Origin of the sequence: Bacillus testis (genome assembly GCF_001243895.1) — a bacterium.
GTDB classification, from domain to species: domain Bacteria; phylum Bacillota; class Bacilli; order Bacillales; family DSM-1321; genus Bacillus_AD; species Bacillus_AD testis.
In genome coordinates this window covers 2,757,010-2,779,800 of sequence record NZ_LN851186.1, presented here as the reverse complement: position 1 = coordinate 2,779,800, position 22,791 = coordinate 2,757,010, and the positions used below count along the sequence as shown (strand labels likewise).

Genomic DNA, 22,791 nt, shown 5'->3' with positions numbered 1-22,791 from the left:
GCGCTAGCATAGTATCTTCGTTCATCTAACCCTTTCTCGGCTAAAGAGGGGTTCTCCACTTTCCTTTTTCCCATTACTATACTAAAATGGAAGCAATAGAGATTTATAGTTTTCCAGGTTCATCCTGCTTTAACAGGCGCAAAAATTGTCATTTTAAAACATGATGGCGGATTAGATAAGCGGGAGGCCAAGCGCCAGAAAGAATCTGATTGGTTCAACGAATGATCGTAGGGGATGATAAAAAAACGCCATCGGTCAAAATTTCACTTTAAGACAAAGGGAGGTGAAAGCTTCTTTCGCCATTTTCAGATAAATGAAAGCGTTATCTTAAAATGTGATAGAAGCGGTGCTTTATGAAAACGCTTGAGACGAAAGCTGCAGTGTTCCCATCTGTTTCAATGGAGGATTGGGAAAGAAAAGCGGAGAAGAGCTTGAAAGGAAAGCCGTTAGAGAAATTATATACCTCTACATACGAAGGGATTACCCTCAAGCCTTATTATGGGCAGGGGGCAACAGACAATGAGGAGCAGCCGGGCGAAGCTCCCTATACAAGAGGCATTACAGAGAATCCATACAGTGTCCAGCCTTGGAAGATGGTCCAACGCTTATCAGGGGACTCATGGGAAGGTTTCCTTCAGTCCCTGCAGGAAGCCGAGCATAGAGGGCAACGGACGATCGTTCTCGACGAGGAACAGTTAAATGGTGCACTTAAAGGGCAATTTGTAAGGGTTTTGAAGCTTGCCAATGAAAAAAAATATGACATTTTTATCAAAGACGTGAGTGATCTTGAGCCTTTGTTGGCGGAGTTGAAGGCAGCGAATATGGGCGAACTTGCGGATATGGAAGGGTATTTGGCAATCGATCCGATTCTGCAAGGGGCAAGCGCCGGAAAAGGGTTTGATGAGAAGAGCGATTATTTCGATGGCTGGTTCAAGTCGCTGCAGGAAATGCAGGCTCTTATGCCTGGTGTTAAGACGATTGCTGTTAATACGGAAGTCCTTCATAATGCCGGCGCCCATGCAGTCCAGGAATTGGCTGCAGGCCTAGCAACCGCATCTGAATATATCCATCAGGCAGCAAGGAATGGCTTATCTGCCGATTTTATTGCAGAGCATGCGGTATTTACATTTGCGATTGATTCCCGCTTTTTTATGAATGTTGCCAAACTTCGCGCCGCCCGCCGTCTATGGTCTTGGATGGGCGCAGAATTCGGCGGTGATGCCAGCCGCTTTAAAATGAATATCCATAGCGAAACATCATCGTTTACTGCCACTATGTTCGATCCGTACGTCAATGTGCTCAGAACGGCCAATCAGGCATTTGCAGCCGTTATTGGCGGAACGCAATCTTTGGAGGTCAGTCCCTATGATCGATTCCTAGCTCCACCTTCCGCTTTTTCCGAACGTCTAGCGCGGAATATCCATTTACTTCTTAAAGAAGAGACACAAGTGGATAAGGTAATCGATCCTGCCGGCGGTTCTTTTTATATTGAACGATTGACCGATGAACTGGCAGAACGAGCTTGGGAATTATTCCTTGATATCGAAGAACGGGGCGGCATTTTATCTGTGCTGAAAACAGGCTGGCTTCAAGAGCAGATCGCCAAAACACGGGAGCAAAAAAATAAAGATGCCGCCGTCAGAAAACAACATTTGATTGGCGTCAATGTGTATGCAGATGTTCATGAACAAGAGACATACTCCACTACCGTCGAAAAGCGCCACCATATGCCTTTTGGCGAGTTGCAGATTGAAGCTCTCAGACCAGTTCGCCTGGCTGAACCGTATGAGTTGCTGCGCTCGCATTCTGTCCATTATGCCAAACGGACCGGACAGCCGCCAGAAATAGGGTTGATATGCCTGGGATCTTTGAAAAGCTATAAAGGCCGGGCTGATTTCAGCAAGGAATTGCTAGCTACTGTAGCCATTAAAGGGACGATGAAGGAATGCGCAACGCTGAAAGAAGCCGATGATTTTGTCCAACAGTCCAACTTGAGCCATTTCATTCTCTGTGGAAGTGATGCCGAATATGAAGAAAAAGCGCTTGCATGGGTGGAGGCCATCAAAGAAAACCATCCACATGTCCGGCTTCTGTTGGCCGGAAAAATGGATGGCGGTGCCATGGAAGCTCTGCAATCGGCAGGATTGGACGGATGCATGGCAGCCGGATCTGATACGATTGAAGTAGCAGGGAAACTATTGAAGGAAATGGGGGTGATGTAAGTGGGCAAAAGACATACTTTCTCAAAGTCTATCCATTTTAAACGGCCAGACCGTAAAAGCCCGTTGACTATGAATGAAATGAATCTTGCATCATTTGAAACCAATGAAGAAATACGCATAAAGCCGCTTTATCATCACAGAGATATCGCAGGCAGTGAACAGTTAAACCATATACCGGGCCTCGCTCCCTATACACGCGGGCCTTATCCGACTATGTACGTAAACCGTCCATGGACGGTGCGTCAATATGCCGGTTTCTCGACAGCGGAAGAATCGAATGCTTTTTATCGGCGGAATCTGGCAATGGGACAAAAGGGATTATCAGTTGCCTTTGATTTGGCTACACACCGCGGCTACGATTCGGATCATCCCCGTGTTGTCAGCGATGTCGGAAAGGCCGGCGTTGCTATTGATTCAGTAATGGACATGAAACAGTTATTTAATGAGATTCCCCTTGATGTCATGAGCGTCAGCATGACAATGAATGGAGCAGTCCTTCCCATTATGGCTTTTTATATAGTTACAGCCGAAGAACAGGGAGTCAGCCCTGAGCAATTAGCCGGTACGATCCAGAATGATATTTTAAAAGAATACATGGTTCGCAATACGTATATCTATCCCCCGGAAATGAGCATGAGGATTATTGCGGATATTTTCAGCTATACATCGAAGCATATGCCTAAATTCAACAGTATATCAATATCTGGCTACCATATGCAGGAAGCGGGCGCTCCTGCGGATATCGAGTTGGCCTATACGCTTGCAGATGGGCTTGAATACGTCCGTACAGGACTAAAAGCCGGCATACCGATCGATTCTTTTGCTCCCCGCCTGTCCTTTTTCTGGGCAGTCGGAATGAATTATTTCATGGAAGTTGCCAAAATGAGGGCCGGACGCCTATTGTGGGCGAAGCTCATGCAGCAATTTGAGCCGAAGAACGAAAAATCGGCGATGTTGAGAACGCATTCCCAAACGTCGGGCTGGAGCCTTTCTGAACAGGATCCATTCAATAATATTACCCGCACACTCATAGAAGCCCATGCAGCCGCAATGGGGCATACCCAGTCGCTGCATACGAATGCGTTGGATGAAGCGATTGCATTGCCTACGGACTTCTCAGCGCGCATAGCCCGCAATACCCAACTGTATCTCCAGGAAGAAACGGGCATTACAGATGTCATTGATCCATGGGGCGGTTCCTATTATGTCGAAAGCCTGACGAATGAATTGATGGAGAAAGCATGGAAGCATATCGAGGAAATCGAATCGCTCGGCGGCATGGCAAAAGCGATTGAAACCGGCATCCCGAAAATGAGGATCGAGGAAGCGGCCGCCAAAAGGCAGGCTAAAATCGACTCCAAAGCGGAAACGATTGTCGGCGTCAATGCATACCGGCTTGAACAAGAGGAACAGCTCGACATTCTTGAGGTCGATAATAGCGCTGTTCGCGACAGCCAATTGAAGAAGCTATCTGTGCTGAAGGAAACCCGTGATGAATCCAGCGTTCGGATGGCTTTGGACAATCTCACAGAAGCGGCAAGGACAGGAGAAGGCAATTTATTGGACCTAGCTGTACAGGCTGCACGCGTGCGCGCAACATTGGGTGAGATTTCTTCGGCAATCGAGGAAGTATCGGGGCGCCATAGCGCAGTCATCCACTCCATATCCGGCGTGTATAGTTCCGCCTATGATGAACAGGAGGAAATCGCGGAAGTAATGGCAATGACCACGGATTTTTTGGAACAGGAAGGTCGGCGTCCGCGCATCCTGATGGCCAAGATGGGACAGGACGGGCATGACAGGGGTGTGAAGGTCGTTTCAACTGCCTATGCGGATCTTGGGTTTGATGTTGATATTGGCCCGCTTTTCCAGACTCCGGAAGAAACAGCGCGGCAGGCGGTTGAAAACGATGTCCATGTGGTTGGCATGAGTTCCCTTGCAGGCGGGCATAAGACATTGCTTCCGCAGTTGGTGGAAGAATTGAAAAAACGGGGACGGGAAGACATTATTGTCATCGTAGGCGGCGTAGTGCCGCAGCAGGATTATGAATTTTTGCGCAAGCACGGTGCGGCAGCTATTTTCGGACCGGGGACAGTCATCCCGGCCGCAGCCAAAACAATTCTTGCGGAAATCTATAAAGCACTCGGTTATGAGGAAGTGTCATCCTGATGAAAGAAAATCGGCCTACTTATGTGAAGAAACAGGCGTCTGCCATTGATATCGACGCCCTCTTTGCAGGCATTACCGGCGGCAATCGTACGATGCTTGCCAAAGGGATTACGTTGATTGAGAGCAATGCCGCACATCATTTTGCGCCGGCACAGGAATTGTTGCAGCGCTGTCTGCCTAACAGCGGACGCTCCATGAGAATCGGCATTTCGGGGGTGCCTGGCGCCGGCAAGAGCACGTTCATTGAATATTTGGGCACAGCTCTTTGTAATCAGGGACATCGTGTGGCGGTGCTTGCTATCGATCCTTCGTCTTCATTGACTGGAGGAAGCATCCTGGGAGATAAAACGAGGATGGAAAAACTTTCTGGATTGGAAGGTGCATTCATTAGGCCGTCTCCTTCAGAAGGGACACTGGGCGGCGTGCACCGAAAAACAAGGGAAAGTATGATTCTTTGCGAAGCTGCAGGCTACGATATCGTATTGATTGAAACGGTCGGCGTCGGGCAAAGTGAAGCAATTGTCCGCGGGATGAGTGATTTCTTTATGCTTTTAGCCATTACCGGTGCGGGGGATGAACTGCAGGGAATGAAAAAAGGGATTATGGAACTGACTGATGCAATCGTCGTGAACAAAGCGGATGGAGACAATATAAGAAATGCGAAGGCTGCAACAGCAGAATATAATAGAATCCTTCATTTTCTTCAGCCTGCTACTGAAGGCTGGAAAACAAAAGCATATGCCTGCTCATCGCTTGACGGGACAGGAATGGAAGAATTATGGAAAGCGGTTCTGCGCTTTTTTGAAAAAGGATCCAGCAATGGAAGCTTGGATCATCGCCGTAAACAGCAAACAAAAGAATGGATGAGGCAATCGCTCGCACATCGCTTGAATAACTGGTTTTATAGTAATCCAACGATGAAGGAGCTGCTTCCAACACTGGAGCAGAAGGTCATGGAGGGTGGACAGACAGTCTCTACAGCTGTTGAGGAAGCACTGAATCTGTTCAAATCTTCTCTTAAGTAAACACAAGAAAAAAGGGCTGGTAAATAGCCAATGCTATCTTTGCCGGCCCTTGAATGGGAGTTCGGGGTATCTAAGTTGTACCTGTATAATTCCCAGTTCAGAGAAATTTAAACATCTTAATCAGTTGTATATCTCCTTTTTCTTCTGATATGATGAATCTAATGCCACACTAGTAGGAGAGATGAAACATGAGTATGAATTTCAACTTTTTCATGAATGATGTAGTCAGACAGGCACGCGATGAAATCAAAGCGGCTGGATATACAGAATTAACTTCGCCCGAGGAAGTCGATGAAGCATTAAATAAAAAAGGAACAACTTTAGTAATGGTCAACTCAGTATGCGGTTGTGCAGGGGGAATTGCCCGCCCAGCAGCTGCTTATGCTGTGCACTACGACCGTAAACCTGACCAATTGGTAACAGTCTTTGCCGGGCAGGATAAAGAAGCGACAGAAAAAGCAAGAAGCTATTTCGGTGAATATCCGCCATCTTCTCCATCTTTTGCGCTGTTGAAAGACGGCAAGATCTGCACAATGGTGGAAAGACATGAAATCGAAGGCCATGACCCTGTTTCAGTTGTCAACAAGCTTCAGGAGCATTTTGATCGATATTGTGAAGAAGTATAATAGAATGTATAAAGCATTCCGTTTCTAAGAAAGCGGAATGCTTTTTTTGTTATTTTTTGGCTTCGTAATGCCGTTGCAGCAATAACCGGGATTGATCAATCGATGTTTCGATATAGCCGATGATCTGGTCAAATGTAAATACTTGTAGAGGTTTTTGGGATTGAGATTCATTGTACTGCAAATCTTCCTGTATGTATGAAAGGAAAGCTCTAGCTGCATGGGGAGAGACTTCCGGCAAGCTTGGGAGGTCCTGTTCTTTGATATTGAATGGAATTTCCCCCGCAGATAATGAATAATGCTCAGCCAGCTTGGCGTTCAAGAGATGGAAGTCGCGGTGATATTTTTCCGCAAGCGCACGATCGGCAATAATCCGATTACGCAGCCAGGGCATATAGAATCCTTTCAGCCATAGATCATCTGAAATGAGATGGGTGTAATATCCTAAGACATAGCTTTCATTATCTTCTTCTTGGCAGGCTTCGATAAAAGAGGAAAAGTCAATATGCCTTGTATAATCGTAAACCTCTCCCCTGTAATAATGCGATATTTCTTTATCCCTGGCTGCATCGGGAGAAACGCCGCCAATCATAAATGTTTCCTTGTTTTCGATAGGAAGCGTTTTTGCTAATTGCCTGGAAATAATATAATGCATGATTCTTGATCCCATTGATCCCCCTCCTTTGTTGCTATTATACAATATTTGCTAATCATGATGAGCATCCTATATGCTTAAAGTAGACATAGGGTCTAGTTAATAATGGCAGTTTCAAAAGAAAGATATTTCCTTGAAATGTAAAGACCGGGGTGCGATACTGTTAAGTGTCCATAACGAATCCATGGAAATCATGGGTTTTCTATAGAGAGTAGGTACAAGTATTTATGTTTAGGATCGGTTATCGAACCATCAAAACGGCTATTGGGGTAGCCATTGCTATCAGTATTGCACAGCTCTGTCATTTGAACAGTTTTCCATCCGCCGGGATCATTACCATACTGTGCATCCAGATCACGAAGAAGAAATCATTGCAGGCAGCATTCAGCCGGTTCTTGGCTTGTTTGATCGCTATGCTTTACAGCACGATTTTTTTCGAAGGGATTGCCTTTCATCCGGCAGTCATTGGCTTGATGTTGCTTTTCTTTATTCCGACGGTTGTAGCTGTCAAAGCGCAGGAAGGTGTGGTGACCAGTTCGGTTATTCTCCTCCACATCTATTCTGCGGGCCATGTGACTGTACATCTTCTATTGAATGAACTTGGATTGCTTGTTATCGGTATCACTGTTGCTTTACTTATGAATTTGTATATGCCGAGTGTAGAGGGCAAGCTCAAGAAAGCAAGGCAACAGCTGGAAGGGGATTTTTCCGTTATCTTTAAGAAGATGGCTCTGTATCTCCGCACCAATCGCAGCAATTGGGACGGCGAAGAGCTAATGAGGGTGAATGATACCATTTCCGAAGCGAAGATATTGGCGTTCAGGGATGTTGAAAACCATGTGACCAGCAAAGATGATCTTTATTACCAGTATTTCATTATGCGTGAAAAACAGTTTGAGATTGTGGAAAGAATGCTGCCCTTGGCGGCTGTATTGCCGAAAGAGCTGCCGTACAGCCAGGTGCTGGCCGATTTTATCGAAGAGCTTGCCGATCATGTCCACCCATATAATACATCACATATTTATTTAAGGAAGCTGGATGCTCTCATGGAACAGGCACAGCAGATGCCTCTCCCAGCAACCAGGGAAGAATTTGACATTCAGGCTGCTTTGATCGGCTTAATAAAGGAATTAGAAAAATACTTAATTTTAAAAAGCATTTATAAAGGTTTTTCCAGACAGAAAGGGTGCATGAAAAAAGAAGCGGTTACCTAAACTAAATGAAAACAGTTTAGGATGGGATTGTGTTGAAAAGAGTTATTGCTATATGCATACTGCTGCTAGTCTTTCCGCTTGTTGCCCAGGCGGCGCCCATCAAGCAACCATCATTGGTGATTGTCAATAAAGCCAATAATAAGCTTGCCTATTTCAAGGACGGGAAAATGATAGGGATGTATAATGTCGCCACGGGTAAAAGCAATGAGCTAACTCCGGAAGGCTTATTCACCATTGTAGTAAAAGCAAAGAATCCTTATTACCGAAAAAAAAATATACCGGGCGGCGATCCCAGGAATCCCCTTGGGTCAAGGTGGATCGGCTTCAATGCGCTGGGGACAGACGGACGTACATATGGCGTCCATGGCACCAATGCTCCTTGGTCGATTGGGAAATACATATCGAACGGGTGCATACGGATGAATAATAAGGATGTTGAGGCGCTATACGAAATTATTCCACTGGACTCCAAGATACTTGTCACGATGTCGAATAAGAGCTTCGTCCAACTGGCGAAGGAAAATGGGGCTATGCCAAAACTTTGATGGCTGGGGGGCTCATTAGTCCCCTAACAGTACCAATCGGATTCATGCTGGCACATGAACTCCCGCTTCCTTTTTTGTCTTCGCTGTCCTGTTGAAGCGGGAGTTTTAGCGCCAGTTAAAATGGCCCGTATATAAGCAAAGCCCGGCCGCTTCTTCAGGATAGAAGCGGCCGGGCTTTTTTTGATGAGGTCGTTTAGAAAAGAAAAGCTACCCCGGTTAGCAGGGTGGATAGCAGCATGATGAATATCATTACATACACTGCAATCTTTTGTATTTTTTTGCTCATAGCACTCTTCCTTTTTCTCTAGTGATTAGCTCCATTTTACATGGAACGGTACGAGAACACAAGATTTCTATAGCTGGATGGAGAGGAAAGAAGAGGCGGTACTGCCAAACCGCCGGGCATTGAAATGGAGGGCTAGCCTGCCCGAAAGATCGTTGAAAGCGTGTACAATACTTTTATATCTAGACGTTTTGGTTTACAATAAAAGTTAATAAATGAATTTTATGAAAATAAAATCTTTTAGGCTTTTACATAAGGATGGGGGAAAAGAAATGGTCGGATCAGTGGATCATATTGGCATAGCCGTATCATCGATTGAGCAGTCGCTCACTTTTTACCGTGATATCCTGCGGTTAAAGGTGGAGGGAATGGAAGAGGTCGCAAGCCAGGGAGTGAAGGTCTGTTTTTTGAATGCAGGCAATACCAGGCTGGAGTTGCTTGAGCCTTTATCCGAAGAGAGCACTGTAGCTGCTTTTATTCAGAAACGCGGGGAAGGCATCCACCATATTGCCTTGGGCGTTGAAAGCATCCAGGCGCGGATTGGCGAATTAAAAGAGCAGGGCATTCGAATGATCGATGAAAAAGCGAGGGCAGGAGCGCATGGCGCGCAAGTTGCATTCCTGCATCCGAAGGCTTGCGCCGGCGTCTTGTATGAATTGTGCGAGCATGAAACAAAGGGGGATGATAGCAAATGATCGATATTTACGAAAAAATCAACGAGCTTTATGATAAAAGAAGAGAAGTCGAGTTAGGCGGGGGCGACTCAAAAATCGACAAACAGCATGAAAAGGGCAAGCTTACAGCAAGGGAACGGATTGACTTGCTGGTCGACCCGGGTACATTTGTCGAACTTAGCCCGTTCATTGCCCATCGTTGTAATGATTTTGGGCTTGATCAAGTAGACGGGCCCGGAGACGGGGTTGTGACCGGCTACGGACAAGTGAATGGAAGGGATATCTATTTATTTTCTCAGGATTTCACGGTTTTCGGCGGGGCTTTGGGAGAGATGCATGCGAAGAAAATCGCCAACGTCATGGATCTTGCTGCCAAGAATGGCGCTCCCTTCATTGGCCTGAATGATTCCGGCGGTGCGAGAATCCAGGAAGGCGTTGTTTCTTTGGATGGGTATGGACAGATCTTTTACCGGAACAGTATCTATTCAGGCGTTATACCGCAGATTTCCGTTATATTGGGCCCATGTGCGGGTGGGGCCGTTTATTCACCGGCCATCACGGATTTTGTATTTATGGTGGAAAAGACCAGCCAAATGTTTATTACCGGCCCTAAGGTGATTGAGACGGTTACAGGGGAAAAAATAAGCGCAGAAAACCTTGGCGGCGCCAAAGTGCATAACAGCATCAGTGGAAATGCTCATTTTAAGGCGGGCTCCGAGGAGGAAGTACTGCAGAATGTCCGTACATTATTATCGTACCTGCCGCAAAATAATAGGGAAAAGGCTCCTATCAAAGAAATGGCAGACGAGGATGACTACCGGCCAGATTTGACGGATGCCGTCCCGATCGACAGCGTTCGGCCTTATGATGTCCGCGGAGTCATCGAGCAAGTAGTGGATGCAGACAGCTTTATGGAAATCCAAAAAGACTTTGCACGGAATATCGTGATCGGGCTCGCCCGCATTAAAGGGGAGGTTGTCGGTCTCGTTTGCAATCAGCCGAAATTCCTTGCCGGCGGATTGGATATCGACTCGTCGGACAAGGCAGCCCGTTTTATCCGCTTCTGTGATTCTTTCCAGATACCGATCGTTACGTTTGAAGATGTGACTGGTTTCTTTCCGGGCATCAAACAAGAACATGGCGGCATCATACGCCATGGAGCCAAAATCCTGTTTGCTTATTCAGAAGCGACTGTGCCGAAGCTGACCGTTATCCTCCGTAAAGCATACGGCGGCGCTTACGTGGCCTTAAATAGTAAATCAATCGGCGCCGATATCGTCTATTCATGGCCGAATGCTGAAATCGCCGTTATGGGTCCTGAAGGGGCAGCCAATATCATTTTTGCCCGCGAAATCCAAAATAGTGATAACCCTGAAGAGACAAGACAAAAGAAAATCCAGGAATATCGTGAAAAATTCGCTAATCCCTATGTCGCGGCCAGCCAAGGGATGGTCGATGATGTCATTGATCCGCGCGAAACACGCATCAAAATCGTTCAAGCATTGCAAATGCTACGGAATAAAGAAGAATCGAGACCGTATCGCAAACACGGAAACATCCCGTTATAAGGAGACCAAAAAAGCCAGATTCCTCAGGGATTTGGCTTTTTGGGGCTGGAATAATTCGGCGAATTTGTTTCCCGGCGGCAGTATAATCAAATAACCCTACTCTTCAGTAGGGCAAGGAAGGAATTAAATAATATTTGTTCTCAATTTTAGCGTATTCCTCAGGAGATATATTAAATTTATCGCAAATCGCTTCTAAAAATAATTGATCATCTTTGCTGGGATTATAATATTTTCCATTCTTAGTCATAACATTAAATAGATTTCGCGCGTATCTGTGTATATCTAAATCGTCGTATCCATTCACTTTTTCAATATACGAATTTACAGTGGATTGGTTAATAGTTCGTTTAAATTCAGTAGAGGAAAAAACGGTCTTTTTGTTTAATGAAAGGTGGCTGTCATAAGAGTAAATCGAATTTTTATATGGTAATGTACTATTATATTCAAACACATTATTATCGGATTGTCCGCTAATAATTAGATTTTTTTTGCTTAAGTCATCACCGTATCTGCTGGAATGATGATATAGAATAAAACGAAATTTTCTTGCAAACATTTTAAAAACTTTAAATTGATCAACAGCTTCCATGTTTAAAATTTTTGGGTCTAAGTCTAAATTCACATAGATTGTTTTCTTATTAATACTGACCCTTGGATTACTAAATAAATTTTTTTGGTAGTGTTTTTCAATTGTCTGTAGTGTAGATTGTTCAAGAATATTTAATTTTTTGTATAGGTTGTATGTAATAGAAGAGTCAGCAGAAAGTGTCATTACTAACAGTAGGTATAGTATAAGGATGCCTCTTTTTTTCATTTCATTCTTTAAATTCTCCTTTATGACTTGTACTACGAAAGTTCATTTTATTAAAAATTGTAGAGGGAAGTGTGTTGCGATTATGGCAATTTTATTAACGGTTTGTCGGACATAAAATAGTTCAATTAGACCAGAAAATGAAGTTTCGAGAATGTGCCTTGCAGTTACATCCTAAATAGCCTCTTACTTTATAAAGATGGAGTGTATGCAGTCCCCTTTTGCCCGTAAAAGGAGTACAATGAAGAAGCACCCATATGTCGACGGGCAAATTATGTTTTAGTGCCTATCCCTGATTATACCAGGGGGGTAAAAATGGATTTGCCACTTCATTAATAGAGTGGGTATACTAAGGAAGAGTACATAGTTGGAGGGAATAAATGATGATTAATAAACAAAGATTGCTTGATGAATTCTTGGAATTAGTCCAAATCGATTCTGAAACAAGACACGAAGAAAAAATCAGCAAAGTGTTGAAAGAAAAATTCACTGCCCTGGGCGTTGAAGTATATGAAGATGATGCTGCGGCTAAAACTGGTTTCGGGGCTGGCAACCTAATCTGCACATTGCCTGCCACAAAAGAAGGCGTAGATACTATCTACTTCACTTCCCATATGGATACAGTAGTTCCTGCCAACGGTGTCAAACCATCGATTGTGGATGGCTATGTTGTATCTGACGGTACGACTATTCTGGGAGCCGATGATAAAACAGGGCTTGCTTCTATGTTCGAAGCGATCCGTGTATTGAAAGAACAAAATATTGCACATGGTAAAATTGAATTCATCATCACTGTTGGTGAAGAATCTGGTTTGGTAGGTGCAAAAGCGCTTGATTCTTCTTTAGTAACTGCCAAATTCGGCTATGCATTGGATAGCGATGGAAAAGTGGGCGAAATTGTTGTTGCCGCACCGACACAAGCGAAGGTGAAAGCGACAATCAAAGGAAAAACAGCCCATGCCGGCGTTGCGCCTGAAAAAGGAGTAAGTGCCATCACAATTGCTGCCAAAGCAATCGCGAAGATGCCACTAGGCCGCATTGATGAAGAAACAACTGCAAATATCGGCCGTTTCGAAGGCGGAAAACAAACAAATATCGTCTGCGACCATGTGGAAATCCTGGCAGAAGCGCGCTCACTGGTCAACGAAAAAATGGAAGCCCAAGTGGCTAAAATGAAAGAAGCATTTGAATCCACTGCCAAAGAAATGGGTGGAGAAGCAATCGTTGACGTTGAAGTAATGTATCCAGGCTTCAAGTTTGGAGACGGAGACCATGTGGTGGAAGTAGCGAAGAAAGCCGCTGCTAAAATCAACAGACCATCATCCCTTCAACAAAGCGGCGGCGGCAGCGATGCCAACGTAATCGCAGGATTCGGAATTCCTACGGTCAACCTGGCTGTTGGTTACGAAGATATCCACACAACGAAAGAAAGAATGCCAATTGAAGAATTGGAAAAAGTAGCTGAAATGGTCGTAGCGATCGTTTCGATTGTTGCTGAATAAAAAAGGATTTCTGCACCTCTTCAAGAAGATGGCTAGCTCACCGGTTAAACGGTGCGCTCCTCTTCCTGAAGAGGTTTTTTGTTTTGCAGGAATAATGGTTGGACGGCAATTCCATGGATTCAAGCCGATTATATGAGTGATTTTATCCCTTTCTAACCAGCGCTAAGACTCCCGCTTCAAAAGATGCCGCAACGACGAAGAAGCGTAATTGGAAGATCAAGCGCCAGTAAGAATCTGAATGGTTCAAAGAATAATCGGTGGGGGATGAATGAAAACCTTTATCAATCAAAGCTTCATTTTATTTTTGTTCTAACTCGTATCACCCTTAACATTTTATACAAGTAGCCGAAAAATAAAGAGTGGTTTCCTTATTTTGGTTGCAATTTGTATGAAGAGGTGGAGACATTGAAAGAGAAATTTAATGTAAAAGGCTTAACAGTTAAAATCCTAATCGGCTTTTCCTCTGTATTTGTGATGATGGGGTTATTAGCAATTTATAATGTATATTCATTAAACAAGACGAATGAAAAAATGGCTGGCATAACTGATCAGCAATTGCCTTTACTGATCGCTGATGAAAACATCGCCTATAACATGACGGAGCGTACAGCTATGGTACGCGCATATTTATTATATGATAAGGAAGAATACCGGAGAGAATTCGAGAAAACGACTGAGGAAAGTATGGCCCTAGAAAGCACTCTGCGGAAACTGTCCGATTCTTCTAAGACAAATCAGTTACTGGAGAAGAAAAATGAATGGGATGAGTTATTAAAAAAAGTATTCATGGCATATGACCAAGGCAATAAGGAAAAAGCGAAAGAAATTATGTATGAAGAAGTGGGCCCATTGGAAAAAGAACTGATCGGCGGCTTTGAAAAAGTGGCTGCAGAACAGGGCAGTATCCTGGAAAGGCAAGGGAAGGATATTGTCGACAATGGCACTGAGAACTTATGGGTGATCAAGATTGTATCGATATTGACGATTGTGATTGGCATTATCATTGAAATAATGACGCTCAGAAGAATCACCAGACCGGTGATCATGGTTATGAACAGGATGAAGTTGATTGCCTCAGGCGATTTAAGCCAGGAAAGGATCGAAACGAAGCTGGGAGGCGAATTAGGACAACTCATTCATGCAACAAATGATATGAGAGATAATATGTACGGTATTTTACAGGAATTGGATGATGTGGCGGAAACTGTGGGCAAACAGAGCAAGGCGCTTCAGCATTCAGCTTATGAAGTGAAGGCAGGAACGGATCAAGTGGCGATTACGATGGAAGAGCTTGCTTCAGGGTCCGAGAGACAGGCGCAAAGGTCCAATCAACTGACAACGGCGGTAGGGACAGTCGATGCCAACATCCAAGAAGTCCGTGGGCATAGTATCCAAATGGAAAACTCGGTAACACAAATCTTCCATCTGACGGAAGAAGGAAAAGAGCGAATGGAAGCTTCCATGCAACAGATGATGAAGGTAGACGCGATTATAAAGGATGCTGTGGAAAAAGTAGAAAATCTTCAGATGCAATCACAGGAAATTACGAAAATGGTGCTGATTATTAAAAATATAGCAGAGCAAACAAATCTCCTTGCACTCAATGCTTCCATTGAAGCGGCAAGAGCAGGGGAACATGGAAAAAGCTTTGCAGTTGTGGCCAATGAAGTTCGAAAACTGGCAGAACAGGTTGCCGAATCAGTTGTTAGCATTACTAAAAATGCAAACCATCTCCATAATGAATTTTCAGATGTGACGCAAGTATTAAAGGGAGGCTATCATGAAGTCTCGGTGAATACCAGTCAAACGCAAGAGACAGAGAAGACATTCAACAAGATCAGCGCAGCTGTCACAGGCATGGTGGACACGATTGCTGTCGTTGCCAAAAACATCACTGATGTAGCAGACAAAAGCCATGAGATGAGCAAATACATAGAAGAATTTGCCTCCATAGCGGAGGAAACGGCGGCAGGAATCGAAGAGACAAGTGCATCGTCACAACAGACCAGCAGTGCAATGGAACAGGTATCAGCCAGCTCTGAATATCTGGCGGAATCGGTTGAACATCTGCAGGCCCGTATGCGCCAATTTAAATTAAAGTAAGAAAATAAGGGAAGACGCCAATCGTCTTCCCTTTGTTGCGCGGTTTGCTAAAATTTACACACGATTTAGAGTGTGTAGATGTTTTTCAAAGAAAGTAAGAATCCGATTATAGACGGCAATTTCATTTTCTTTTTTGGAGAACCCATGCCCTTCGTCTTCCAAAACCATGTATTCAACTTCCCGGCCTGCTTCTTTTAATGCCCGGACAATTTGGTCAGATTCCTTCTGCACGACTCTCGGATCATTGGCGCCTTGGATGATAAGCATCGGTCTGGTCATGCCGCCGATATAGGAGATAGGAGAAAATTCGGTTAGTTTTTCTTTATCGCGAATCGGATGCCCCACCCATTCATCCATTACCGGCTTCCAGTCTTCCGGTACCGAGTCAATGAAGGAAAACAGGTTAGAAGGGCCAAATAGATCCACCACCATACTGAAATATTCGGCGTGGCGCCCATGCAGCAGCAAGGACATGTATCCGCCGAAACTGCCTCCCAGCAAGATGATTTCTCCTTTTTGTGCATGCCCATTCTTAATCAACCAGTCCAGTGCTGCAATATTATCGAGTCTTGGGCCATTTCCCCATTCGCCTTCAACCATTCTCATGAATTCCAGGCCATAGCCGGTGGAGCCGCGGAAATTAGGGGCGAATATACTGTACCCATGGCTCAAGAAGAACTGGAACATGGCCCGGAAGGATTTCCGCTCCGCGAATTGTGGACCGCCATGCGGCCAGAAAATCAGCTGGCCATTGGCGGTATCTTCATTTGCCTTAAAAAAGAGTGCTTCAATTTCCAATCCGTCATAAGAAGAAAATTTGACTATTTCAGGTTCCACCAGATCGCTAGGATTGACTCCAGGAACTTTATTATGGGTGATTTCTGCCCATTTCTGGTCGATAAACGTATAGATGTTAGTGGGGGCAGTTGCGGTTTTGCCTAAAACATATAAGTTGCCTGATTCGGCCACTACCATTTTTTCAATGATGCTAAATGGCGTTTCAATCTGTTCCCAATCTTGATTATTCAGGTTGTAGGAATAGAGCTGGTCCTCCACACCTTTTTCGGTACTGATGTAAAGTTTTTGATTCTTTTTATCCAAGCGAAGAGAAGTGAAGCTTTCTTTCTCCAACTCTTTTAGTTTTGTAAAGGTGTGCGTTTCTAAATCATAGGATGCCAGATAGGAGTAATCACTGTCATAGTCTGTCAATAAATAAACCATATTCTCTGTAACAAACAGGGCTTCATTCGCTGTATGCTGGCGGTCGGTCTGAGGCGTCAGGCAAAATTCGTTATCGCCGTCTTTCATATATAACCGAGTATTTGTATTGCTAAAGTGTTTGTAGAACAGGTAACGCGTCCCTTCAGGGGAAACGTCCATCAATAAGGTGGATGCTTCTGTCCCCTGAATGATGGTGCTTTCCTTACCGGAGTCGAGTTCCAGGCAATAGATATTCAGGTAGGAAGGATTGCCTTTACTTGATGAATAATATAATTTGTTGCTTTCTTTGGAGAGAATCGGATAAAAGTTGCGGCAATTTTCATGATGGACGATTTCTTTTAACACACCGCCGTTTGGAGGCAGGGCATAAAGTTGTGTATTTTCATCTCCGTCTTGGTCAAAGCCAGCGATCATGAATTGCCCTTTTTTGTCATATATCAACTCATGGCAGCTTTGATTGATCGAGGTCAGCTGATAAGGGAAAGCATTAGGCAAATCCATTGCCCACAGATTGAAGTGGCCGTTAAGATTCATAGAGAAAACCAATTGTTTTTCATCAGGGCTGACCGTAAAATTGGCGATGGTAAATGTTTTGATGTATTGTTCCATGTCGGGTTTTGGGAATGTAATCACTTTTAATCGATCCTTTCTTTACTTAAATTCCTTGTTAGCTTGTTTTTAAGCAATTCTGCGTATTGTTTGATCAATGCCTGCGGATTCCATAATCCATTTTTGATCTGATCGGTCAACGAGGCGCATTCCTGGATGGCCGTTTCATATAATGAGATGTCAATCAGCCCGAGTTTCAGGGCTTCTAGAAATGTAAGGGGAAATCAAGCGCCAGTAAGAATACGGTTGATTCAACGAATGATCGGAGGGGGATGAATACCCTCCAAACAAAGACCAGAAAGATTTAGCAGAATATTTTAACAACATTTTCATATTACCATATTTTTCAAAGAGAGTATCCTTTTTATGCAGATTGATTTTTGGCATCAACACATATGTTCGTTTTTTGGTACACTAAGGATAAAGAGTTTGGACGAAAAGGAGGTGGCCTCCTTGGAGCGTATGTATCCTGTAAAAGGCCGTGTTATTTTACATGTGGATATGAACAGTTTCTATGCATCGGTAGAGGCCGCTCATGATCCTTCGTTGAAAGGGAAGCCGCTCGCGATTGCCGGCAACCCTAAAGAAAGACGGGGCATTATCGTTACCTGCAGCTATGAAGCAAGAAAGTTTGGCATCAAAACGACCATGCCGATTTGGGAAGCAAAGAAGCTATGTAAGGATCTCGTGGTCTTAAAGCCTGATTTCGATAAATACAGAGAAGCTTCCATCCGCATATTCGAAATGCTCCGCACCTATACGCCGATGGTAGAGCCGGTTTCCATCGATGAAGGGTATCTTGATATTACGGATTGCAAGCATTTGGGATCGCCGGTCCAGATCGCCGAAAGCATTCAAAAACGAATTTATGAAAATTTGGATTTGCCATGCAGCATCGGCATTGCCCCCAATAAGTTCCTCGCCAAAACAGCTTCTGACATGAAAAAGCCGATGGGCATCACCATTTTAAGAAAGAGGGATGTACCGTCTGTCCTTTGGCCGAAGCGGACAGCTGATATGCACGGCATCGGCGAAAAAACGGCTATGAAACTGGAAACGATCGGAATCAGGACGATCGGAGAACTGGCAAATGCGAATGAAATACAGCTGAAGAAGCTGCTTGGCATTAATGGCCTGAAATTGAAGGAGAAAGCCAACGGGATCCATCTTTCGCCAGTCGACCCGGAATCGATCTTTGATTTCAAATCGGTCGGCAATTCGACTACCTTGCCAAGGGACATGACAAACCAAAGGGAGCTATTGAAGATTCTCGACCAGCTGTCGTCCAAAGTATCCGCCCGTCTTAAGAACAAGCAGCTTCTCGGCACAAAGATTGGCATTACAATCCGGTATCAGGACCGCAGGACCATCACCCGAAGCCAGGCTGTACAAAACCCGTTTGTGGAACATAGCGAAATTTTCGAGAAAGCGCAGTTGCTTTTCAAGAAACATTGGAACGGCGATGCTGTCCGCCTCCTTGGCGTCACAGCCTATGATGTGGTGGAAAAGCAAGCTGCCATTAAACAGCTAGATTTGTTTTCTTTTGAGCAGGACGCTAAAAAGGAGCCTTTATTAAAGACAGTGGAAGAACTAAAGAAGAAATTCGGAAGCAATGTTTTTCTTGATTTGCAAGATAGAAAAGAAATTCAAACGAATAAAGGAAAGGCAGACACTAGTTTTAGCAAGGATGTTTTTGATGATTTTATGAAATAATGATAGATGTATGATTTAGAGGATAAAATGATATAAAATAAAAGCATGGAAAGGGTGTTGGCGGTTCAAAAAACCACCTGCATCGGTAGGGCAAATAATTGAATCAAAAATACAGCTGAAATACGGAAAGGACGTAACGATATGCAACAAATTGGTGTAATTGGTCTAGCTGTAATGGGTAAAAACCTAGCATTTAACATTGAAAGCAGAGGCTACTCTGTTTCTGTATTCAACCGTTCCCGCGAGAAGACTGACGACATGATGAAAGAAGCGGTAGGCAAGAATATTGTGCCTACATATACGATTGAAGAGTTCATCCAATCACTGGAGAAGCCGCGCAAAATTTTATTAATGGTCAAAGCGGGCGCAGCTACGGATGCGACCATCCAACAAATCAAACCATTGCTTGATAAAGGAGATATCGTAATCGACGGAGGAAACACATTCTTCCAAGATACTGTCCGCCGCAATAAGGAGCTAAGTGAAGCAGGCATCAACTTTATCGGAACCGGTGTATCCGGCGGTGAAGAAGGCGCTTTAAAAGGCCCGTCTATCATGCCTGGCGGACAAAAGGAAGCATACGAATTGGTTGCGCCGATTTTTAAAGAGATCGCTGCCAAAGTCGATGGAGACGCATGCACCACTTACATTGGTCCTGACGGGGCGGGCCATTATGTGAAAATGGTTCATAACGGCATTGAGTACGGTGACATGCAATTGATTTCAGAATCTTATTTTCTGTTGAAAAATGTTCTGGACCTATCGGCCGAAGAGCTGTATGAAGTATTTTCAGAGTGGAATAAAGGCGAGCTGGACAGCTATCTGATCGAAATCACTGCGGATATCTTCAAAAAATATGATGATGAAACAGGCAAGCCGATGGTCGATGTCATTTTGGACAGTGCCGGCCAGAAAGGAACAGGCAAATGGACAAGCCAAAGCGCGCTTGACTTGGGAGTGCCTCTTCCAATCATCACAGAATCAGTATTCGCCCGTTTCATTTCAGCAATGAAGGAAGAACGTGTCGCTGCCAGCAAAGTCCTTTCCGGTCCGGTGGCAAGCGAGTATAAAGGCGACCGAAAAGCATTGATCGAATCCGTGCGCAAGGCATTGTATATGAGCAAAATCTGTTCGTATGCCCAAGGGTTTGCTCAGATGCGGGCGGCTTCTGAAGAATATAACTGGGATTTGAAATATGGCGATATCGCGATGATTTTCCGCGGCGGCTGCATTATCCGCGCCCGCTTCCTGCAAAGTATCAAAGATGCATATGACCGCGATCCTGAACTGAAGAATCTATTGCTCGACCCTTATTTCAAGGGAATTGTCGAGCAATACCAAAGCGCTCTTCGCGAGGTCATTTCTTTGGCCGTTGCAAATGGAATTCCAGTGCCATGTTTCTCTGCTGCATTATCCTACTATGACAGCTACCGTTCTGAACGTTTGCCGGCCAACCTGCTGCAGGCACAGCGCGATTATTTCGGCGCTCACACGTATGAACGCACGGATAAGGAAGGAACATTCCATACGGAGTGGATGAAATAGTTCCTAAACTTTAGGCTATGGGGAAGACCCATAGCTTTTTTTCTTGTGTCCCAAACAGTTCTGGCTGATATTCTTTTCCCTAACTGTTATGATTATAGTAGAATAAACGGTTTAAAATGGCGGGTTATCCTTTTGTATTTTAATCAGGAAAAGGAATGGAGGAGGTTATATTGCAAGATACTGTGATACATGATTTGGCAACGAAATTGACGGAAGGCCTCTATGAGAATCACCCCGATTTGATTGAGAGATACGGGGAAAGGGGCAGACAGAAGTGCATAGAAGATAATGAACATCATTACAGGCACTTGGATACAGCCTATCAGATGGGGGATGCCAGCTTATTTACCAATTATTCCAGTTGGCTTCAAGGTTTGTTGTCAGCCCGGGGAATGGCACCAGTGTATTTGTTGGAAAATTTCGTAATGATGAAGGAATTGCTCGGCGGCCAAGTGCTAAGCCTGGACGAGGAACAGCGGAAGTTCTACTTGCATTGCTTGGATAACGGCATTGCCGTTCTAAAGGAAATGGAAGCAGCTTTCTAAGGAGGAATGGATATGCAAGACCAAACTGTAAAAGATTTCGCCGATCTCTTACTGGCTGGCAACCAAGATCAAGCTTATGAATTCATCAATAATCTTCCATACAGGCATTTGGTCGATCTATTGGACTCAGTCATTACACCTGCGCTGCAGTATATCGGAGATCTCTGGGAAAAAAATCGGGTAAGTGTGGCAGATGAGCATTTGGCTACAGCCATCTGTGATTTTATCCTGGCTAAGCTGCATCCCAAAACAGAAGGGTATAAGGGACAGACTGCTATGTTCATGTGCCTGGAAGGGGAGTCCCATTATATTGGCTTGAAAATGGCATCGATGCTTTTTGCCGAAAATGGATGGAGGATACGCTACTTGGGGCCGAATATGCCCGTTGAGCATGTACTGAAGCAAGTCGAGGATATCAAACCTGATGTAGTTTGCCTTTCTGTTACCATTGCTTATCATTTGCCTCGTATTGCTGCTTATTTGAAAGGGCTAGCATCGTTGTCTGAGCGCCCGGACGTGATCATCGGCAGCCGGTTGGCGCTTCAGCATGATTTCAGCCTGTATGGGGTGCAGCCTTCAAATGTGATGAAAAATCTGGGTGATGTTACACAATGGATGGCCGGATTGAAGCAAGGAGAGAGAGTAAATGTCTGAACAAGATATCATCCAAATGCCTGTCGCATATACTAAACTATCAAAGGATGGCCATATTATCGACTTTTCACTGGCCGCAGAGCGCCAATTTTATTTTCCTAATCATCATATTGCCGATATCCTTGATGAAGGCAGTTTTGCCAAGTTTAAAGCCCTGACGAGCGAACAAGATGAGCGGCCCTTTGAAGTAAATATCCACACACGGGAAAAAACAATTGCCCTTTTTGATGCCTATCCATCTTACGATCCAGAATATATACGGATTTGTTTCATTCCCAAGGATGACAAAATGAAGGTGATGGAAGAAAACTTCCGCGCCATTCGCAAGCGCCTCCAGGAAACAGATCTAGATTTATTCCATAAGAAAGAAGAATTGGAGGAAGTCTTGAACAAATTGGACCAATTGTCGGGACCATTTATCTCGTTAAGCTCCAGCTTTGCATTTGTACCCATTTTCGGTGATATCACCAGCCAAAAAATGAAGGAAATCACCAAGGCTGTCAGTATCCGTTTGTTTGAGGGGGAGTATGAAGCAATCGCCTTTGATTTTACGGCTACCGGTACAATTGATGAAGATGGATTGGCTCTTATCAATCAGCTGCTGCAAGTAATCAAAGTTATGGGGGAGGACACAGTCATAAATCTGATCGGGCTGAAAGCAGAGCATGTCAAAAACCTGCATGCTTTTCAGTTGAATGCAGAAGTGAATTATTATTCGTCATTCAACAAATTCTTAAATACGTAATTAGTATTGTGAAATAACTTTCTATTCTTCATAATAAATATAGACTCTTTGGTGGTATGATCCTTGTTTTTAACGGGAAAGAGAGCGTTATTGTCGTAAGGGAGAGTAAGAAAAATGAAAACTATACTTATTATAGCTGTTTCGCTGTTCCTGTTTTATGTGGCAGTAGAATCTTTTGTTTCCTTTTACATAAATAGATGGAAGGCGAAGGCCGATCAGGCAGGAGAGGCAGAACTAAATGACGAAGCAAATCCAGAATGAACAATTGATGCATGGCAGTTGACCCAACCAAACAAAGCAGCCGACAGCTGCTTTGTTTTGCGGGAAACCAGTGTGAATTTTATACCCCGAATGGTATTTTTGCG

The 22,791-nt window shown here is 44.2% G+C and carries 20 protein-coding genes; 16 read left to right on the top strand and 4 right to left on the bottom strand.

Annotated elements, in window-relative coordinates; all coding sequences use genetic code 11:
• Positions 1-353 precede the first annotated feature (353 nt).
• From BN1765_RS13890 to BN1765_RS13875, 4 genes are all read left to right on the top strand, one after another.
• Positions 354-2,222, top strand: a complete 1,869-nt coding sequence (locus tag BN1765_RS13890; RefSeq protein ID WP_050615691.1) for a methylmalonyl-CoA mutase family protein — start codon at positions 354-356, stop codon at positions 2,220-2,222.
• A gap of 69 nt (positions 2,223-2,291) precedes the next feature.
• Positions 2,292-4,391, top strand: a complete 2,100-nt coding sequence (scpA, locus tag BN1765_RS13885; protein ID WP_082195570.1) for a methylmalonyl-CoA mutase — start codon at positions 2,292-2,294, stop codon at positions 4,389-4,391.
• Entirely contained in the window at positions 4,391-5,416 is a 1,026-nt protein-coding gene (gene meaB / locus BN1765_RS13880) for a methylmalonyl Co-A mutase-associated GTPase MeaB (RefSeq protein WP_050615689.1), read from the top strand. The genes scpA and meaB overlap by 1 nt, the downstream gene beginning before the upstream one ends.
• Before the next feature lie 188 nt (positions 5,417-5,604).
• Positions 5,605-6,042, top strand: a complete 438-nt coding sequence (locus tag BN1765_RS13875) for a BrxA/BrxB family bacilliredoxin (protein WP_050615688.1) — start codon at positions 5,605-5,607, stop codon at positions 6,040-6,042.
• Between the two features lie 49 nt (positions 6,043-6,091).
• Here the strand turns inward: BN1765_RS13875 and BN1765_RS13870 are convergent, their stop codons facing one another.
• Positions 6,092-6,709, bottom strand: coding sequence for a zinc dependent phospholipase C family protein (locus tag BN1765_RS13870; RefSeq protein WP_050615687.1), 618 nt, complete (start codon positions 6,707-6,709; stop codon positions 6,092-6,094).
• A gap of 212 nt (positions 6,710-6,921) precedes the next feature.
• Between BN1765_RS13870 and BN1765_RS13865 the strand changes: the two genes are divergently transcribed.
• Together BN1765_RS13865 and BN1765_RS13860 are read left to right on the top strand one after the other, a co-directional pair.
• Positions 6,922-7,908 (top strand): aromatic acid exporter family protein, encoded by a 987-nt coding sequence (locus tag BN1765_RS13865; RefSeq protein WP_050615686.1) that lies wholly within the window; start codon positions 6,922-6,924, stop codon positions 7,906-7,908.
• A gap of 32 nt (positions 7,909-7,940) precedes the next feature.
• Positions 7,941-8,453, top strand: a complete 513-nt coding sequence (locus tag BN1765_RS13860; protein WP_050615685.1) for a L,D-transpeptidase — start codon at positions 7,941-7,943, stop codon at positions 8,451-8,453.
• 193 nt (positions 8,454-8,646) lie between these two features.
• On the opposite strand, the gene prli42 is transcribed toward BN1765_RS13860, so the two are convergent.
• Positions 8,647-8,739, bottom strand: a complete 93-nt coding sequence (gene prli42, locus BN1765_RS20595; protein ID WP_147554204.1) for a stressosome-associated protein Prli42 — start codon at positions 8,737-8,739, stop codon at positions 8,647-8,649.
• A gap of 269 nt (positions 8,740-9,008) precedes the next feature.
• On the opposite strand from prli42, the gene mce reads away from it, so the two are divergent.
• Positions 9,009-9,431, top strand: coding sequence for a methylmalonyl-CoA epimerase (mce, locus tag BN1765_RS13855; RefSeq protein WP_050615684.1), 423 nt, complete (start codon positions 9,009-9,011; stop codon positions 9,429-9,431).
• Positions 9,428-10,978 carry an acyl-CoA carboxylase subunit beta gene (locus BN1765_RS13850; protein WP_050615683.1) on the top strand — a complete coding sequence of 517 codons (1,551 nt, stop codon included), beginning with the start codon at positions 9,428-9,430 and terminating at the stop codon, positions 10,976-10,978. Before mce ends, BN1765_RS13850 begins: the two co-directional genes overlap by 4 nt.
• 103 nt (positions 10,979-11,081) lie before the next feature.
• Here the strand turns inward: BN1765_RS13850 and BN1765_RS13845 are convergent, their stop codons facing one another.
• Complete coding sequence (locus BN1765_RS13845) at positions 11,082-11,792, bottom strand: hypothetical protein (RefSeq protein ID WP_050615682.1); 711 nt, start codon at positions 11,790-11,792, stop codon at positions 11,082-11,084.
• A gap of 380 nt (positions 11,793-12,172) precedes the next feature.
• Between BN1765_RS13845 and BN1765_RS13840 the strand changes: the two genes are divergently transcribed.
• Together BN1765_RS13840 and BN1765_RS13835 are read left to right on the top strand one after the other, a co-directional pair.
• A complete protein-coding gene (locus BN1765_RS13840) occupies positions 12,173-13,291 on the top strand; it encodes a M20/M25/M40 family metallo-hydrolase (RefSeq protein WP_050616785.1) in 1,119 nt (372 codons plus the stop codon).
• Between the two features lie 396 nt (positions 13,292-13,687).
• Positions 13,688-15,394 carry a methyl-accepting chemotaxis protein gene (locus BN1765_RS13835; protein ID WP_390621204.1) on the top strand — a complete coding sequence of 569 codons (1,707 nt, stop codon included), beginning with the start codon at positions 13,688-13,690 and terminating at the stop codon, positions 15,392-15,394.
• A gap of 54 nt (positions 15,395-15,448) precedes the next feature.
• Here BN1765_RS13835 and BN1765_RS13830 read toward each other — a convergent pair whose 3' ends face one another.
• Positions 15,449-17,248: a S9 family peptidase gene (locus BN1765_RS13830; protein ID WP_050615680.1), complete on the bottom strand. Its 1,800-nt coding sequence runs from the start codon at positions 17,246-17,248 to the stop codon at positions 15,449-15,451.
• Between the two features lie 429 nt (positions 17,249-17,677).
• Here BN1765_RS13830 and BN1765_RS13825 point away from each other — a divergent pair, with 429 nt between their 5' ends.
• The 6 genes from BN1765_RS13825 (at position 17,678) to BN1765_RS20125 (ending at position 22,687) form a co-directional block, all read left to right on the top strand.
• The gene (locus BN1765_RS13825) at positions 17,678-18,937 is read left to right on the top strand and encodes a DNA polymerase IV (RefSeq protein ID WP_050615679.1); all 1,260 of its coding nucleotides are present in this window, start codon (positions 17,678-17,680) and stop codon (positions 18,935-18,937) included.
• A gap of 141 nt (positions 18,938-19,078) precedes the next feature.
• Positions 19,079-20,482 carry an NADP-dependent phosphogluconate dehydrogenase gene (gndA, locus tag BN1765_RS13820; RefSeq protein WP_050615678.1) on the top strand — a complete coding sequence of 468 codons (1,404 nt, stop codon included), beginning with the start codon at positions 19,079-19,081 and terminating at the stop codon, positions 20,480-20,482.
• A gap of 170 nt (positions 20,483-20,652) precedes the next feature.
• Positions 20,653-21,027, top strand: a complete 375-nt coding sequence (locus BN1765_RS13815) for a hypothetical protein (protein WP_050615677.1) — start codon at positions 20,653-20,655, stop codon at positions 21,025-21,027.
• Positions 21,028-21,039: 12 nt separating this feature from the next.
• Positions 21,040-21,681: a cobalamin B12-binding domain-containing protein gene (locus BN1765_RS13810; protein ID WP_050615676.1), complete on the top strand. Its 642-nt coding sequence runs from the start codon at positions 21,040-21,042 to the stop codon at positions 21,679-21,681.
• Positions 21,674-22,426 carry an STAS domain-containing protein gene (locus BN1765_RS13805; protein WP_050615675.1) on the top strand — a complete coding sequence of 251 codons (753 nt, stop codon included), beginning with the start codon at positions 21,674-21,676 and terminating at the stop codon, positions 22,424-22,426. The genes BN1765_RS13810 and BN1765_RS13805 overlap by 8 nt, the downstream gene beginning before the upstream one ends.
• A gap of 114 nt (positions 22,427-22,540) precedes the next feature.
• Positions 22,541-22,687 (top strand): hypothetical protein, encoded by a 147-nt coding sequence (locus BN1765_RS20125; RefSeq protein ID WP_154666092.1) that lies wholly within the window; start codon positions 22,541-22,543, stop codon positions 22,685-22,687.
• Positions 22,688-22,791: the final 104 nt, after the last annotated feature.